Here is a 14,152-nt window from a genome sequence, read left to right on the forward strand (position 1 = left end):
GGCGGTGCGGCGGGCCCTCGTCGTGCCCGGGCCCGCCGGCGGCGGGCCCGGTCCGCTCAGCCGCGCAGAACGGCCGGGACGACGGCGAACAGCGCCGCCGTCACGGTGACGGAGAGGCAGAGCGCCGCCCAGCGGGCGCAGATCCGGCGGCACTCGACGCGGTACCGGGCGGCCAGCCGGCGGCAGCGCTCGACCGCGCGGTCGACGACCTCCTCGGCGTAGCGCAACCGATCGGCGGCGTAGGCCTGTTCGAGGCTCTCCCGCTCCGCCGCCGGCAGCCACGGGAACTGCGCGGCGAACGCGCGGGCGTCCCGCTCGGCCGCCGCGACCTCCGCCTCCCAGGCCAGGAAGCCCTCGATGCGGGCGAACTCCGCCCGGGAGTTCACCCGGGGGCTGGCGCCGGCGGGCCTGCCCCGGCGAGGGGTCCGCACTCTCGGCGGACGCTGTCTGCCACCCATGACCGCTCCGTACGTTGTAAGGCGGCCCGCCGGAGAAGCCTGCGGGGACGGGCTCCTGACGGGGATCGCTCCGCGACCAGGCAACTACTATCAGCGACGAACAGCAGGTGGCGGGCGGCTCGCCACAACCCGCGCGATTCTTGCCGGACGGTGGAGCCCGCGGCGAAGGGCCGGCCGGTCCACGGGGACGGACCTCCGGGTGACACGGACGGGCCCGCCCCCGGTGCGCCCGGGGGCGGGCCCGTTCCCGCCGTGCGCGGGGCGGCCGGGGAGCCGTCCGACGCGTGGGGGACAATGGACGGCATGTCCCGACGTCGTTCCGCTCCCCGCGCCGCCGCGCCGCGGCTGCTGCCCTCCTCCCCCTGTCCGTGCGGCCTCTCGGCCGGCTACGGCGACTGCTGCGGCCGGCTGCACCGGGGCCAGTCGACGGCCACCACCGCCGAGTCCCTGATGCGCTCCCGGTTCAGCGCCTTCGCCGCGCAGGACGAGGCGTACCTGCTGCGCACCTGGCACCCGGACACCCGGCCCGCGGAGGTCGACTTCGACCCGGGGCTGCGCTGGACCGCGCTGGAGGTGGTCGCCACCACCGAGGGCGGCGCGTTCCACGCCCAGGGCACGGTCGCCTTCCGGGCGCACTGGACCGAGGGCGGCGAGGAGGGCGTGCTCACCGAGAACAGCCGCTTCGTGCGGCACGAGGGCGCCTGGGTGTACCTCGACGCCCTCTCGCTCGGCTGAGCCACCCGGCCCCGGCCGACAGGTGCTACAGGTAGTCGTCCAGCCGGGCCAGGGCGAAGCCCTGCGCGGTGACGTCGTTGACGACCTTGCGCAGCAGGTCCGGCATGGAGGCCTTCCAGATGTCGGTGCCCCGGAAGTGGGTCAGGATGATGTCGCCCGGATGCAGCCGCTGGTCGTCGTAGCGCCATTCCATGTGGTCCGGGAAGGCCTCCTCGTTCCAGAGCGGCACCGCTTCCACCCCGCAGGAGGCCGCGGCGCGCAGGGTGTCGTCGTTGTACTCGCCGTACGGCGGCCGGAACAGCCGGGGGCGGACGCCGATCTGCTGCTCCAGCTGGTCCTGCTGGTTGCAGATCTCCTGGCGCTGGGTCTCGTAGTCCAGCACCTTCAGGTTGCGGTGGTTGATCGTGTGGTTGTTGATCTCCACGCCCTGGGCGTGCAGGTCCCGGAAGTAGCCGTAGTTCTCGCGGGCGAGGTAGTCCGAGACGTACGTGCTGAGCGGGATGCCCAACTCCTGGGCCATCCGGGAGAACTCTGGGTCCTTCTCGGCGCCGTCGTCGACGGTCAGGAAGACCACCTTGTCGTCGGTCGGGACCCGGTAGACGACGGGCGGGCGGCCGTCCGCGAGCGTGACGCCCTGCACCGGGGTGAGCGCGGGCCTGGTCGCCGGGCGCGGCGGGGCCTTCAGGGGCGGGCGTTCCAGGCCCCAGCGCTGCGCGGTCTCCACCGCGGTGCGGGCGGCGACCTCCTGACGGGCCGTGGCCTCGCTGCCGCTCTGCTCCTCCTTGCGGGCCAGGCCCGGCAGCTGCGGCCGCTCCACGGGCGGGGCGCCCGCGCGGGCGGGGCCCTCGGCGGCCTGTGCCGCTGCGGCACCTTCCGGAGCCGCGGCGGCTTCGGCGGCGGGCGCCGCGTTCGCGTCGGCGGCCGGGGCGGGCTTCGGTCGGGCGGGAGCGGCCGGACCGGCGCAGCCGGCGAGGACGGCGGAGAGGCAGACGGTGGCCAGCAGGCGGGTCCGTACGCCGCTCCGGCGCTGCTGATTCCCCCTCAGATCCCCACTAATACGACAACCTGATGGTCTGTTCATAGCTGCACTGCTCCCCCGCCGCGCACCACCGCCAATCCCCACGTCACCCGCGCGGGGCAACGACGCACCGGAGCCTTGCCGTTCCTTTGCCCGGGCGGCGGCCGACCGGACGGACGGCCGGGGTGGACCAGGGCGGTCGGGGTGGAGCGGGGCGGTTCAGGCCGGGCCGGGCCGCCGGGAAAACCGATTGCGGGGGCAGCGCCATGAAGTGGATCATGCGCGCATGACCGACACCGCGCCCCGCAGCTCCGCCCCCTGGACCGTCGCCACCGCCGACGTGACCGCCCCCGAGGCCCTGGACCTGCTGCGCGAGTACTACTACGACGTGGCCAACCGCTACTACCGCCTGCACTTCGACCGGGAGGGCACCCCCGAGGAGCTGGAGTCCGGCCTGGCCGGCTCCCCCAGCGACGACCTCGCCGCCCCGGACGGCCTCTTCCTGATCGGCCGTCACAACGGCGTCGCCCACTCCTGCGCCGGCCTGCGACGGCTCGACGCCACCACCGCCGAACTCACCCGCGTCTTCGTCCGCCCCGGCCTGCGCGGCACCGGCGGCGGCGCCGAACTGCTGGCCGCCGTCGACCGGGCCGCCCGCTCCCTGGGTGCGGACCGGATCGTCCTCGACACCCGCCTCGACCTGACCGAGGCCCGCGCGCTCTACCTGAGGAACGGGTACCGGGAGATCCCCGCCTACAGCAGCGGCCCGTACGCCGAGGTCTGGTACGGGAAGGACCTCACCGCCCTTGCGCGGTAGGCGGGTTGGGCCCGGCTAGCCGGCACTCGCCGGGGCGTGGGACGGCGGCCCGTCCATCAGGGCGGCCGCGAGTTCGGCCGCCGAGGGCGGGTTGGCGCCCGGGCGGGCGACGGTCTGCGCGGCCGCCGTCACCCCGTGGGTGAGGCAGACCGCGAGGTCGGCGCCGGCCGTGCGGGCGTGCAGGAAGGCGGCCATGAAGGAGTCGCCGGCACCCACGGTGTCGGCGACCGGCACCGGGAGGGCCGCGGCCTCGGCGTGTCCGCCCTCGGCGGTGCGGGCGAACGCGCCCTCGGCCCCGAGGGTGACCGCGACCACGGCCGGGCCGAGGGCCAGCCAGCGCTCGGCGACCGCCTCGGGCCGCTCGCCCGGGTAGAGCCAGGCGAGGTCCTCGTCGCTGGCCTTGACCAGGTCGCTCAGCGCCACCCAGCGCTCGACCCGGCGGACGGACTCGGCCCGGTCGCCCATCAGCGCCGGGCGCACGTTCGGGTCGTAGCTGATCCGCGCCCGCCCGCGCCAGCGCTCGACCAGCGCCAGCACCGAGCCCGCGCCGGGCTCGGTGAACGCGGCGATCGAGCCGAGGTGGATCGCGGCGGGCGGCTCGGCGAGGTCGGTCGGCGGGAGCGTCCAGCGGATGTCGAAGGTGTAGCGGGCCCGCCCCTGCCCGTCCAGCTCCACCATCGCCGAGGGCGTCCGGGCGACCTCGGCCGCCCGCACCCGCACACCCGCCGACTCCAGGTGCCGCCGGATCAGCCGGCCGTTGGCGTCCGGCCCCAGTTCGGTGAGCAGCACGGCCGGGCGGCCCAGCCGGGCCAGGCCGTAGGCGACGTTCGCGGGGCTGCCGCCGGGGTATACCCGGTCCGGCTCCGCACCCGATCGGACGATGTCGGCCACGCACTCGCCGATCACCAGAACGGGTGAAGCTGGGCTGGTCACGGCGGCTCCTGGCATCCGGTACGCGGGCGTCGTCAGAGCCGCCAGCCTACGGGGTGCGGCCGGGCACGCGGTGCCGGGGCAAGAGAGTACGGCCGCCGGACCTGGCCAGGTTTTCCGACGGCCGTGGATCGTCCGTCAGGGGACGATGCACTCCTCACGGTAGACCGCGTGCGGCGGCCGCGCCATCACCCTGGGCCGTCCGGGGGACCACGGTGTGTCGTCGAAGCGCACCGATCGCGCCCGGGCCCCTGCGGCAGTCCACTAGCATCCGTCCGTGGCCGGGCTCCCCGTTCCGGCGGATCCCGTCCTCGCCCCCGCTCCCGCTCGTGAAGTCTCGTGAAGTGCGGTGATCACCCTTGTTCAGGCCCCGCGCCGGTCTGCTCCCCTCGCTCGTGCTCAGCGCGGTCCTGCTCTCCGCGAGCGTGCCGACGGCCGGCGCCGCCGACGGGCCGGGCGATCCGGTCTTCCCCTCGCTCGGGAACACCGGGTACCGGGCGCTCGGGTACGACCTGGCCTTCGAGTACCGGGCCGGGACCAGGACGGTGGACGGCACGGCCGTGATCACCGTACGGCCGGACCGCGCCCTCGCCCGGCTGGAGCTGGACGCGCTCGGGCTGACCGTGCGCGGCGTCCGGGTCGACGGACGGCCGGCGGACTTCGCGGCCCACGACGAGAAGCTGACGGTCACCCCGGCCGGGCCGTTCCTGCCGGGCGCCGTCACCCGGCTCACCGTCGAGTACAGCGCCGATCCCCGTGCCGCGCTGCCGCACACCGGCTGGGTCCCCACCCCGGACGGCTTCGCGGTGGCCGGCCAGCCCAACAGCGCGCACACCGTCTTCCCGTGCAACGACCACCCGGGCGACAAGGCCCGGTTCACCATCACGGTGACCGCCCCGGACGCTCTCCTCGGCGTGGCCAACGGCGAGTTGACGGCCACCGAGCGGCTGGGCGACGGCCGCACCACCCGCCGGTACGTCTCCCGTGAGCCGATGGCCACCGAACTGGTCCAGGTCTCGGTCGGCGACTACACCGTGCGTGAGCGCACCGGCCCGCACGGCCTGCCCCTGCGCGACGTCGTGCCGACCGCCCGCGCCGCCGAGCTGGAGCCCGCGCTCGCCCTCACCCCCGGTCAGCTCGCGTGGGCGGAAGCCCACCTGGGGCGGTTCCCGTTCGAGGTGTACGGGATCCTGCCGGTCGACTCGGACGACCCGGCCGCGTTCGCCTTCACCGGTCTGGAGACCCAGACGCTCACCCTGTACAAGCCGGACTTCCTGCGGCAGGCGGAGCCGGCGATCGGCTCGCACATGATGCACGAGCTGGTCCACTCCTGGTTCGGCAACAGCGTCTCCCCCGCCCGGTGGTCCGACCTCTGGCTCAACGAGGGCCACGCCGACTTCTACGGGCTGATGTACCGCTACGAGCGCGGGTGGCCGGACGCCTGGGGCCACACCACGCTGGTCGACCGGATGCGCCACGTCTACGGGCTGGGCGACCAGTGGCGGCACGACTCCGGGCCGGTCGCCTCCCCCACCGCCGCCGACCTCTTCGACAGCCAGCGGTACACCGGCGGCGCGCTGGTGCTGTTCGCGCTGCGGGAGAAGGTCGGGGCGGAGGCCTTCGACCGGATCGAGCGCACCTTCCTGGGCGCCCACCGGTACGGGAACGCGACCACCGAGGACTACGTGCGGACGGCCTCCGCGGTGTCCGGGCAGGACCTGCGCGGCTTCCTCCACGACTGGCTGTACGGGCTGCGGACGCCGCCGATGCCGGGGCATCCGGACTGGGTGGCGGTTCCCGGGCCCTCGGCCTGGGAGCGTGGGGCCGCAGGGGCGGGCGGGCCCGGGGTGGCGCGGGGCTCCGGAACGCTCTGACGGCGCGGCTGGGGCTGCTGGTGCACGCCCGGCGCGCCGCCGTGCGTCCGGTCGCACCGTACGCGCCCCTGACCGGCAGGGGCGGGTGGGGCCATGGTGGTTCCCACGGCCCGCCCGCCGCCCGGCAGAGTCCCGGTCGGTTCGCGGGCCGTCCAACGCTTCCGGACACCCCTGCCGCGGGCCCGCGGCGGGTCCGGGCCGTAACCCTTCCGGCGCAGCGTCGTTGGACCGGCCATGAAGAAGCGCAGCATGCTCGCCGTTGCCTCGCTCGCCGTTGGTGTCGTGGCCTCCCTCACCGCGCCGAGTGCGCACGCCAGTGCCGTGGGCGGGCAGGAGGGACTGCCCGGGCCGCTGAGCAGCGCTCCGGACGTGGTGCCCGGGCAGGTCGGTGACGCGGGCGGCGTCCTCGGGGACGCCACCGGCTATGTGACCGGGTCGGCGAACGGCCTGGTGGCGGCCACGCCCGCGTAGTCCGGCGCCGGCGCCGGAGCCCACCGCCCCGGTCACGGTCACGGTCACGATTCAGGACATCGGGGCTCCGAGGTCCTGGGTCCAGTAGGGGGTGCCGGCGGAGCTGGTGGCGAAGCCGACGCCGATGTCCTTGAATCCGCAGTCGAGCATGTTGGACTGGTGGATTCCGCCGTCCATCCAGCGGGCGAAGACGGCGGCCGGGGTGGTCGGGCCCCGGTCGAGGTTCTCGCCCCACTGGGACCAGCGGTAGCCGGCGGCGGTGATCCGGGCCTCGGTGCGGACGCCCTCCGGGTTGACGTGGTCGAAGAAGCCGCGGGTGGCCATGTCGTCCGCGTGCTTCTGGGCCGTGCCGTGCAGCCGGGGGTCGATCCGCAGCGGGGCGCAACCGGCCCTGGCGCGTTCGGCGTTGACCAGGTCCACCAGCTGGCGTTCCGGGTTGGGCTGCGGTGTCGCGGCGGCGGTGCGGGTCGCGGTGGGCGTCGGTGCGGGCGTCGCCGTCGCCGTCGGGCTCTCCGCGGGCAGCGGGGTCGGCTCGGGGACGACAGCAGCGGCGGCGGCTGTCGGGGTGTCCGGCGCCGCGGCCGGAGCGGTGGGCTCGGGTGCCGTCGGCTGCGGGGGTTCGGCCTGCGGCCAGACCAGGGCCAGGGTGGTCACCGCGACCGCCGCGGCCGCCCCGCTCGCCAGAACGGCCTTGCGGGCCGCGGTGCCGGCCCAGCCGCCGTGCCCTCCCGCATGCGCCCCGGCGCCGGCGTGAGCCCCGGCCCCCGCTCCGGTGGAGGCTCCCGTTCCGGTGGCGGCCGCCGAGGAGACGACGGCGGCCGCGGTGTGCTGGAAGTGCAGCAGCACGGGCCAGTCGAGCGGGATCGGCACCAGGGCGAGGCCGGCCAGCAGTCCCTCCGCCGGGAAGAGGTCCCGGCCGAGGCCGTCGCAGTCGGCGCAGTCGCGGATGTGGCGGGCTATGCGCTTGCGCCAGACCGAGTTCGGGGTGCCGTCGAAGCCCGCGGTGAGCTCGGTCAGTCCGGGGCAGCGAGGGTAGGCGCAGAGCGCGCGGACGACGATGCGGCCCGCTTCGAGCTGCTTCTTCATCCGCTGTACGCGCACGGCGGTGTGCTGCGGGCTCAGGTCGAGGGCGTCGGCGAGTTCGGCCCGGGTCAGTTCGCCGGCGGCCTCCAGCCACCAGAGGGCGAGCAGTTCCCGGTCGTCCGGGTCCAGCCAGCGGGTGGCCTCGGCCACCTCGCGGCGCTGGCCGGACAGGCCGAGGCGCAGGATGGTGAGGTCCGTGAAGTCGGCCCGGGGGTCGGCGACCTCCCAGGTCTCGTCCAGCCCGCCGACGGTCGGCTGCTGCTGGCCGGCGGCGTGCCGGCGGCGCACCTGGTTCATGGTGATGGCGACCAGCCAGGACCGGAAGGACTCGGGGTCGCGGAGCCCGTCCAGGCCGTCCAGGGCGCGGATCATGGTCTCCTGCGCGACGTCGTCCACGTCGGCGTGGCCGCCGAGGGCGCGACCGGCCACGTTGTAGACGAGCGGCAGCCAGGCGGCGACCAGCGCCTCCTGGGCCTGCCGGTCACCTGCCTGCGCCGCTAGCACCAGGGTGGTCCCGGTCCTGTTCTGCACATCAGCGTTCATGGTCCGCACTCCGTCTTGCCGTGTATCCGTCCGCCGCTGCCTCCTCGGAGACCCGTGTGGAGTGATCAGATAACAACAATGTGCACGGAATCGGAAAATCGGTCCGGACTACTCGGCCCGAGCCGGAGCCCGGACCGGGCCAGGCCAGGCCGGGCCAGGCCGGTTCACTCCGGGGACGCGAACACCTGGGTCCACCACGGACCGTTGGCGCCGGTCCGCACGCCCACGCCGAGCTGCTTGAACGAGCAGTTGAGGATGTTGGCCCGGTGGCCGGGGCTGTTCATCCAGGACTTCATCACGTCGGCCGGGTCCTTCTGGCCGCGGGCGATGTTCTCGCCCCAGGTGCTCCAGCTGTAGCCGGCCGCCTCGATCCGGTGGTCGGCGTGGTACCCCTCGGGGCTGGCGTGGTCGAAGTAGTTGCGGTTGGCCATGTCGTCGCTGTGCGCCTGGGCTGCGCTCGCCAGCCGGGGCTCGGCGCTGACCGGCCCGCAGCCGGCCTTGCCGCGCTCGACGTTGACCAGGTCCACGACCTGCTGGGCGTACGACGGAGCCGCGCCGCCGCCCGCTGGCGGGGCCGCGGTGGGCCGCTTGGGCGGGAACGGGAAGCCGCCCGTGGCGGCCCGGGCGGCGTTCGAGGCCTCCTTGGGCGCGGAGGCCGTGGGGGTGGGCGCGGCGTTCGGGGCGGCGGTGGCCGCGGCCGCCGGGGAGGCCGGAGCGGTCGTGGTCGGCGTGAGCGAGGTGCTCGGAACGGCCGCCGGGTCGGTGGCGGTGGGGGTGGGGGCGGCCGGGGGAAGGACGTCCGGGTTCGTCCCGCCGGCGCCGGGCACCTGGATGCCCTCGCGCGTGCCCAGCTCCGCGGAGATCAGCATGTCGGCGGAGAGCGACCGGCCCGCCGTGTCCCGGTCGGTCTGCTTGCCGCCGTACGCCGCGTAGCCCGCGCCGGCCAGCGCGGCGAACAGCCCGGTGCCCGCCACGGCCGCGACGACCGCGGTGACCGGCACGATCCCGCCGCGCCGACGCGCCCGCCGGCCGCGCCCGGTGTGCCGCTCGGCAGCCCGCCGTGCCGCCCGGCCGCCGGAGCGGCCGCCGGTTCCACTCCCGCTGTCGCTGCCGGCGCCGCCTCCGCTCGCCGGGAGGATGGTCGTCCTGTCGTCGCTGTTCACGTGGCCACGCTTTCTGTTCCGGGTCGACTGGTCGGGTGTCGACACATGGGAGACCTCCCGGCCGGGCGCCGATAACAGAAACTCCGAACGAATGTCCGGCGGTCGGGCCGCGGCCTCAGCCGACCGGTGCCTCCGGGGCCATGTCGTAGGTGAGGAACCTGGTCCGGACGGCGACCTTGTCGTATTTTCCGCGGGCCCGGTAATTGTCCTCGGAGGTGATCCAGCGGACGGTGTTCCAGCCGCGTTCCGCCGCGATTTCCCGCAGCCGGCCCAACAGCGCGTCCACCGCACCGCCGCCCCGGACCTCGGGCGCCACGAACAGATCGTCCAGGAAACAGCCGACGGCCCCGTGCAGAGGTCGCGCGAACGGCCGGTAGTGCGCGAGGCCGACCGGCCTACCGTCGCCGTCCCGCACCAGGAGCCCCGCCACCTCGTGCCCCGGGTCCATCAGCCAGGACCAGACCAGCTCGGCCTTCTCCTCCGGAACCGGGACCCGGTAGAACTCGCCGTACCCACGGAACAGTTCGCGCCAGGCCTCGAAGTCACCGGCCTCGGGCACGCCGACGCTCCAGCGGGTCGTGGGGGTGTCGCTCATCTCGGTCTCCATCACTCGGAAGGTGGTGCGGGCCCTCAGCATGACGCCCCGTCGCCCCGTCGCCGATCACCGGCCCGGCCAAGAGCACCCGCCCCCCGCGCCATCGCGGCGCCTTGCGGCGACGGGCGCTCAGTGCCGCGCGGGAGGGGCGGCGGGAGGGGCGGGGGTCGTGGCCCCGCCCGGAACGGCTCCTCCTTGCCCGGGAAGTGGAGGTAGCGGGCGGCGCGGGACGCCGGCCGTGGTGCGGGGCCGGCGGCCGGGGCGGATGCTGAGGGGGGTGGAGGTGGTGCTGTGGCGGGGTTGCTGCGGCTGGCGTCGGTGTCGCGGGAGGTGGCGGCGGAGGCCGGACGGCGGGCGAAGACGGAGTTGTTGGCCGGTTGTCTGCGGGGCCTGGGGCCGGTGGAGGGGGCGGCGGCGGTCGCCCTGCTGTCCGGGGAGTCGCAGCGGCTGCGGACCGGGATCGGGCCCGCGGCGCTGCGGGGGCTGCCGCAGCCGGCGGCGGAGGCCTCGCTCGGGGTCCGGGAGGTGGAGCGGGAGCTGGAGCTGATCGCGGGGGTGCACGGGACGGGGGCCCAGGCGGAGCGGCGGCGCTTGTTGCACGGGCTGTTCGCTCGGGCGACCGCCGTGGAGCAGGGGTTCCTGCGGGCGGTGCTGGTCGGGGACCTGCGGCACGGGGCGCTGGACGCGGTGGTGGGGGACGCCGTGGCGCGGGCGGCCGGGGTGTCGGCGGCGGCGGTGCGGCGGGCGTTGATGTTCCGGGGGTCGGCCCGCGCGGTGGCGCAGGCGGCGCTGACCGGTGGGCAGCCGGCGCTCGCGGCGTTCCGGCTGGAGGTGGGACGGGCGGTGCGGCCGATGCTGGCCGCCTCGGCACCGGACGTGGCCACCGCGCTGGAGCGCACCGGCCCGGCCGCGGTGGAGTGGAAGCTGGACGGCGTCCGGGTGCAGGTGCACCGGGAGGGCGGGGAGGTCGCGGTGTTCACCCGCGGCCTGGAGGACATCACCGCCCGCGTCCCCGAGGTGGCCGAGACCGCGCTGGCGCTGCCGCTGCGCTCGGCGGTGCTGGACGGTGAGGCGATCGCGCTCGGCCCGGACGGCCGGCCGCGCCCGTTCCAGGAGACCGCCGCGCGCACCGCCTCCCGGCGGGAGCCGGACCGGCTGCGTGCCGAAGTCCCGCTCGACGCCTACTTCTTCGACCTGCTGCACCGGGACGGCGAGGACCTGGTGGACCGTCCCGGCCGGGAGCGCTGGGCGGCGCTGGCCGAGGCGGTGCCGGACGGCCTGCGGCCGGCCCGCGTCGAGACCGGGGACCGCGATCGGGCGCTGGCCTTCTTCCGGGAGACGCTGGCGCTCGGCCACGAGGGCGTGCTGGTGAAGGATCCGGCGGCCCCGTACGCGGCCGGGCGGCGCGGCGCGGGCTGGATCAAGGTCAAGCCCCGGCACACCCTGGACCTGGTGGTGCTGGCCGCCGAGTGGGGCAGCGGGCGGCGGCGCGGCTTCCTCAGCAATCTGCACCTGGGCGCCCGGGCGGCGGGCGAACCGGGGCTGGGCCCGTGGGTGATGCTCGGCAAGACCTTCAAGGGCCTGACCGACGAGACGCTCGCCCGGCAGACCGCCGAACTGCTGGCCCGGGAGACCGGGCGGGACGCCTGGACGGTGCGGGTCCGACCGGAACTGGTCGTCGAGATCGCCTTCGACGGGGTGCAGCGCAGCTCCCGCTATCCGGCCGGTCTCACCCTGCGGTTCGCCCGGGTGGTGCGCTACCGGCCGGACAAGAGCGCCGACGAGGCCGACACCGTCGCGACCGTACGGGAGATCGCCGCCGCCGAGGGGCTGTGAGCCGGGCCGGATCCGGGCCGGCTCGGGGGAGGACGGTGACTGCGGGACGCGCAACTGTCACCACGGCGTCAATTCAAACCTGGTTCACCGCCCGGAGGCTCCGACGGGAGCCGAATCGGCCATTCTCGGTGATCCGGCCACCGCGCCCTCCGTGGACGGAGCAGCGCCGGTTAGGTTGGCAATGACAACGAGAGGCGGCCGCCGGGCAGCCGGCGGCGCACTGGCGAGAGGTGCCCGACCATGCGGGTGAATGTCGACCGGGACCGCTGCTGCAGCTCCGGGATGTGCGTCACGAACGTTCCCGAGGTCTTCGACCAGGACGACCACGACAGCCTGGTGATACTCCGTCAGACCTCTTTCCGGCCGGACCAGTTCGACGATCTCAGACTGGCCGCCCAGCTCTGCCCGGGCGGCGCGATCACCGTGGTCGAGGACGGGTCCGCACCGGCCGAGTAGGCCGGGAGGCCGAGGCCGGGCCGTCCCGGACACCGCGCCGGCCCCCTGACGGACGTCCGATCACCACACCACCCCCACCGGAGAACCATCGCGACGCAAGGAGACCCCGCCTTGACGAGCACGCCCATCGTCCCCGCCGTCCCACTTCCGGCCCAGCACTCCGCCGGCTGCCCGTTCGGCCCGCCGCCCGCGTACACCGAGGCCGCCGCCGCCGCACCGCTGACCCGGGCCGACCTGCCCGGCGGCGAGCCCTGCTGGCTGGCCACCGGCTACGCCGAGGTCCGCACCGTCCTGTCCGACCGCCGGTTCAGCGCCGACATCCGCCACCCGTCCTTCCCGCTGCTGATCACCGGCGACCGGGAGCAGATCTCCAAGACCCCGAGCTTCCTGAACCTCGACGACCCCGAGCACGCCCGGCTGCGCCGCATGGTCACCGGGGACTTCCTGGTCAAACGGGTCCAGGCGATGCGCCCGGACATCCAGCGGATCGTGGACGAGGCGCTGGACACCATGACCGGTGGCCGCACCGAGGCCGACCTGGTCGCCGACTTCGCGCTGCCCGTCCCCTCCCTGGTGATCTGCCTGCTGCTCGGAGTCCCGTACGAGGAGCACGAGTTCTTCCAGGGCATCAGCCAAACGCTGCTCAGCAACGCCAGCACGATCGAGCGGCGCCTGGCGGCCCGGGACGAGATGCTGGACTACCTGGAGGAACTGACCGCCCGCAAGCGGACGGAGCCGCGGGACGACATCATCAGCCGGCTCGCCGCCCGGGACGACCTCACCCCGCGCGAGGTCGCCAGCACCGGCATCCTGCTGCTGGTCGCCGGGCACGAGACGACCGCGAACATGATCTCGCTCTCCACCGCCCTGCTGCTGGACCGGCCCGAGCAGATCGCCAGGCTGGCCGACCCGGCCGCCCTGCCCGGCGCGGTGGAGGAGCTGCTGCGCCACCTCACCATCGTCCACACCGGGGTGGCCCGGGTGGCGCTGGAGGACGTGGAACTGGGCGGCACCACGGTCCGCGCCGGGGAGGGCGTGATCGCGATGCTCTCCACCGCCAACCGGGACGAGGAGGTGTTCGGCGGCGCCGACCGGCTGCCGGTCGACGAGCTGGACCTGGACCGGGACGCCCGGCGGCACCTGGCCTTCGGCTTCGGCGTGCACCAGTGCCTCGGCCAGCCGCTCGCCCGCGCCGAGCTGCAGATCGCGCTGGCCACGCTGTTCCGGCGGCTGCCCAGGCTGCGGCTGACCGTCCCCCGCGACGAGCTGGCGTTCCGCCCCGACTCGTTCATCTACGGCATGCGGTCACTGCCCGTCACCTGGTGACGACCGGGTGAGGTCGGGCGGGTGAGGTCCGGGCAGGTCCCGGTGAGCTCCGCGGAGGCTCGCCGGGTCACCCGGCTGGCCCCGGCGCCGGGGCGGAGGCAGGCTGGAGGGGCGAAGAGACACCTCCGGTCCTGCCGCGCCCGCGACCCGGCGCGCCGGGACCGGCCGAGGAGACGGAGCCCGCGATGACCGACATGAGCGACCGGTCCAAGGTGAGCACCGAGGACGACGAGGACGTCCGCGCCGCGGACCCCGAGGAGGGCATCCCCTCGATGCAGAACCTGCACGCGCAGGACACCTCCAGGGCGGAGGGCGCCCCCATGCTGGACGAACCCGGCCAACCCGACTGAATCGTCCGCCGTACCGACTCGACCGCCCGGTGGGACCGGGCGGTCGCCGCGACCGCGGGTGTCGCTGCTCCGGCGGCGGGCCACCCGCGGGGGAGGATAGGCGCATGACCGAACACGACCAAGGCAACCGCCAGGCCCGGCCGTCCGCGGACCCGCGCACGTCGTGGGCGACCTGGACCACCCAATCGATCATCAGCGGCCCCGGTGGGGTGACCACCACCGAGGTCGGCCCCATCTCCGGCGACCTCACCGTGCACACCACCTGGGTGGACGGCGAGGCGAGGCTGACCGTCCAGTACACCGGCGCGCTGGACTGGTACACGGTCGCCGGCAGTCCGGTGCCGGCGGGCGACGAGAGCACCGCGCGGGCGGTCCACCAGGCGATGGTGAACGGCGTCAAGGCCGGCCGGGGCGCGGGTGCCCCGGCTCCGCCGAAGCCCTAGGAACCTCCGCGGCAGCTCCGGCGAGGAGCAGGACGGCGCGCCCGGGACCAGTCC

At 75.2% G+C, this 14,152-nt stretch carries 15 protein-coding genes; 9 read left to right on the top strand and 6 right to left on the bottom strand.

Annotation, left to right across the window (positions count from 1 at the left end; all coding sequences use genetic code 11):
* Positions 1 to 56: 56 nt before the first annotated feature.
* Complete coding sequence (locus ACFVVA_RS41445; protein ID WP_049657125.1) at positions 57 to 386, bottom strand: hypothetical protein; 330 nt, start codon at positions 384 to 386, stop codon at positions 57 to 59.
* Between the two features lie 375 nt (positions 387 to 761).
* On the opposite strand from ACFVVA_RS41445, the gene ACFVVA_RS41450 reads away from it, so the two are divergent.
* Positions 762 to 1,193, top strand: a complete 432-nt coding sequence (locus tag ACFVVA_RS41450; protein ID WP_359908792.1) for a YchJ family metal-binding protein — start codon at positions 762 to 764, stop codon at positions 1,191 to 1,193.
* A gap of 25 nt (positions 1,194 to 1,218) precedes the next feature.
* On the opposite strand, the gene ACFVVA_RS41455 is transcribed toward ACFVVA_RS41450, so the two are convergent.
* Positions 1,219 to 2,274: a polysaccharide deacetylase family protein gene (locus ACFVVA_RS41455; protein ID WP_387695883.1), complete on the bottom strand. Its 1,056-nt coding sequence runs from the start codon at positions 2,272 to 2,274 to the stop codon at positions 1,219 to 1,221.
* A 223-nt stretch (positions 2,275 to 2,497) separates the two neighbouring features.
* Here ACFVVA_RS41455 and ACFVVA_RS41460 point away from each other — a divergent pair, with 223 nt between their 5' ends.
* Complete coding sequence (locus ACFVVA_RS41460) at positions 2,498 to 3,028, top strand: GNAT family N-acetyltransferase (protein ID WP_387695884.1); 531 nt, start codon at positions 2,498 to 2,500, stop codon at positions 3,026 to 3,028.
* A gap of 15 nt (positions 3,029 to 3,043) precedes the next feature.
* On the opposite strand, the gene ACFVVA_RS41465 is transcribed toward ACFVVA_RS41460, so the two are convergent.
* Positions 3,044 to 3,961, bottom strand: a complete 918-nt coding sequence (locus tag ACFVVA_RS41465) for a carbohydrate kinase (protein WP_387695885.1) — start codon at positions 3,959 to 3,961, stop codon at positions 3,044 to 3,046.
* A gap of 356 nt (positions 3,962 to 4,317) precedes the next feature.
* Here ACFVVA_RS41465 and ACFVVA_RS41470 point away from each other — a divergent pair, with 356 nt between their 5' ends.
* Both ACFVVA_RS41470 and ACFVVA_RS41475 read left to right on the top strand, forming a co-directional pair.
* Complete coding sequence (locus ACFVVA_RS41470) at positions 4,318 to 5,832, top strand: M1 family metallopeptidase (protein ID WP_387695886.1); 1,515 nt, start codon at positions 4,318 to 4,320, stop codon at positions 5,830 to 5,832.
* A 234-nt stretch (positions 5,833 to 6,066) separates the two neighbouring features.
* Entirely contained in the window at positions 6,067 to 6,303 is a 237-nt protein-coding gene (locus ACFVVA_RS41475) for a hypothetical protein (protein WP_359908806.1), read from the top strand.
* A gap of 51 nt (positions 6,304 to 6,354) precedes the next feature.
* Here the strand turns inward: ACFVVA_RS41475 and ACFVVA_RS41480 are convergent, their stop codons facing one another.
* From ACFVVA_RS41480 to ACFVVA_RS41490, 3 genes are all read right to left on the bottom strand, one after another.
* Positions 6,355 to 7,929, bottom strand: a complete 1,575-nt coding sequence (locus ACFVVA_RS41480) for a sigma-70 family RNA polymerase sigma factor (RefSeq protein ID WP_387695887.1) — start codon at positions 7,927 to 7,929, stop codon at positions 6,355 to 6,357.
* A gap of 164 nt (positions 7,930 to 8,093) precedes the next feature.
* On the bottom strand, positions 8,094 to 9,092 hold the full coding sequence (locus ACFVVA_RS41485) for a CAP domain-containing protein (RefSeq protein ID WP_387695888.1): 999 nt from the start codon (positions 9,090 to 9,092) through the stop codon (positions 8,094 to 8,096).
* A gap of 115 nt (positions 9,093 to 9,207) precedes the next feature.
* Positions 9,208 to 9,687, bottom strand: a complete 480-nt coding sequence (locus ACFVVA_RS41490) for a GNAT family N-acetyltransferase (RefSeq protein ID WP_387695889.1) — start codon at positions 9,685 to 9,687, stop codon at positions 9,208 to 9,210.
* Positions 9,688 to 9,978: 291 nt separating this feature from the next.
* Here ACFVVA_RS41490 and ACFVVA_RS41495 point away from each other — a divergent pair, with 291 nt between their 5' ends.
* The 5 genes from ACFVVA_RS41495 to ACFVVA_RS41515 all read left to right on the top strand — a co-directional run bounded on the left by ACFVVA_RS41495 (position 9,979) and on the right by ACFVVA_RS41515 (position 14,098).
* A complete protein-coding gene (locus ACFVVA_RS41495; protein WP_387695890.1) occupies positions 9,979 to 11,523 on the top strand; it encodes an ATP-dependent DNA ligase in 1,545 nt (514 codons plus the stop codon).
* Positions 11,524 to 11,763: 240 nt separating this feature from the next.
* Entirely contained in the window at positions 11,764 to 11,979 is a 216-nt protein-coding gene (locus ACFVVA_RS41500; RefSeq protein WP_387695891.1) for a ferredoxin, read from the top strand.
* A 111-nt stretch (positions 11,980 to 12,090) separates the two neighbouring features.
* The gene (locus ACFVVA_RS41505; protein WP_387695892.1) at positions 12,091 to 13,305 is read left to right on the top strand and encodes a cytochrome P450; all 1,215 of its coding nucleotides are present in this window, start codon (positions 12,091 to 12,093) and stop codon (positions 13,303 to 13,305) included.
* A gap of 185 nt (positions 13,306 to 13,490) precedes the next feature.
* On the top strand, positions 13,491 to 13,655 hold the full coding sequence (locus tag ACFVVA_RS41510; RefSeq protein ID WP_359908824.1) for a hypothetical protein: 165 nt from the start codon (positions 13,491 to 13,493) through the stop codon (positions 13,653 to 13,655).
* A gap of 104 nt (positions 13,656 to 13,759) precedes the next feature.
* On the top strand, positions 13,760 to 14,098 hold the full coding sequence (locus ACFVVA_RS41515; RefSeq protein ID WP_387695893.1) for a hypothetical protein: 339 nt from the start codon (positions 13,760 to 13,762) through the stop codon (positions 14,096 to 14,098).
* The last annotated feature ends 54 nt before the right edge of the window (positions 14,099 to 14,152 follow it).

Source organism: Kitasatospora sp. NPDC058048 (genome assembly GCF_042885555.1).
GTDB lineage: Bacteria > Actinomycetota > Actinomycetes > Streptomycetales > Streptomycetaceae > Kitasatospora > Kitasatospora lactacystinica.

Bases quoted from the DNA above. Each gene is read 5' to 3' on its own strand.
- ACFVVA_RS41510 (WP_359908824.1), top strand. From the start codon at position 13,491: ATGACCGACATGAGCGACCGGTCCAAGGTGAGCACCGAGGACGACGAG.
- ACFVVA_RS41515 (WP_387695893.1), top strand. From the start codon at position 13,760: ATGACCGAACACGACCAAGGCAACCGCCAGGCCCGGCCGTCCGCGGAC.
- ACFVVA_RS41450 (WP_359908792.1), top strand. From the start codon at position 762: ATGTCCCGACGTCGTTCCGCTCCCCGCGCCGCCGCGCCGCGGCTGCTG.
- ACFVVA_RS41500 (WP_387695891.1), top strand. From the start codon at position 11,764: ATGCGGGTGAATGTCGACCGGGACCGCTGCTGCAGCTCCGGGATGTGC.
- ACFVVA_RS41480 (WP_387695887.1), bottom strand. From the start codon at position 7,929: ATGAACGCTGATGTGCAGAACAGGACCGGGACCACCCTGGTGCTAGCG.
- ACFVVA_RS41460 (WP_387695884.1), top strand. From the start codon at position 2,498: ATGACCGACACCGCGCCCCGCAGCTCCGCCCCCTGGACCGTCGCCACC.
- ACFVVA_RS41490 (WP_387695889.1), bottom strand. From the start codon at position 9,687: ATGAGCGACACCCCCACGACCCGCTGGAGCGTCGGCGTGCCCGAGGCC.
- ACFVVA_RS41475 (WP_359908806.1), top strand. From the start codon at position 6,067: ATGAAGAAGCGCAGCATGCTCGCCGTTGCCTCGCTCGCCGTTGGTGTC.
- ACFVVA_RS41455 (WP_387695883.1), bottom strand. From the start codon at position 2,274: ATGAACAGACCATCAGGTTGTCGTATTAGTGGGGATCTGAGGGGGAAT.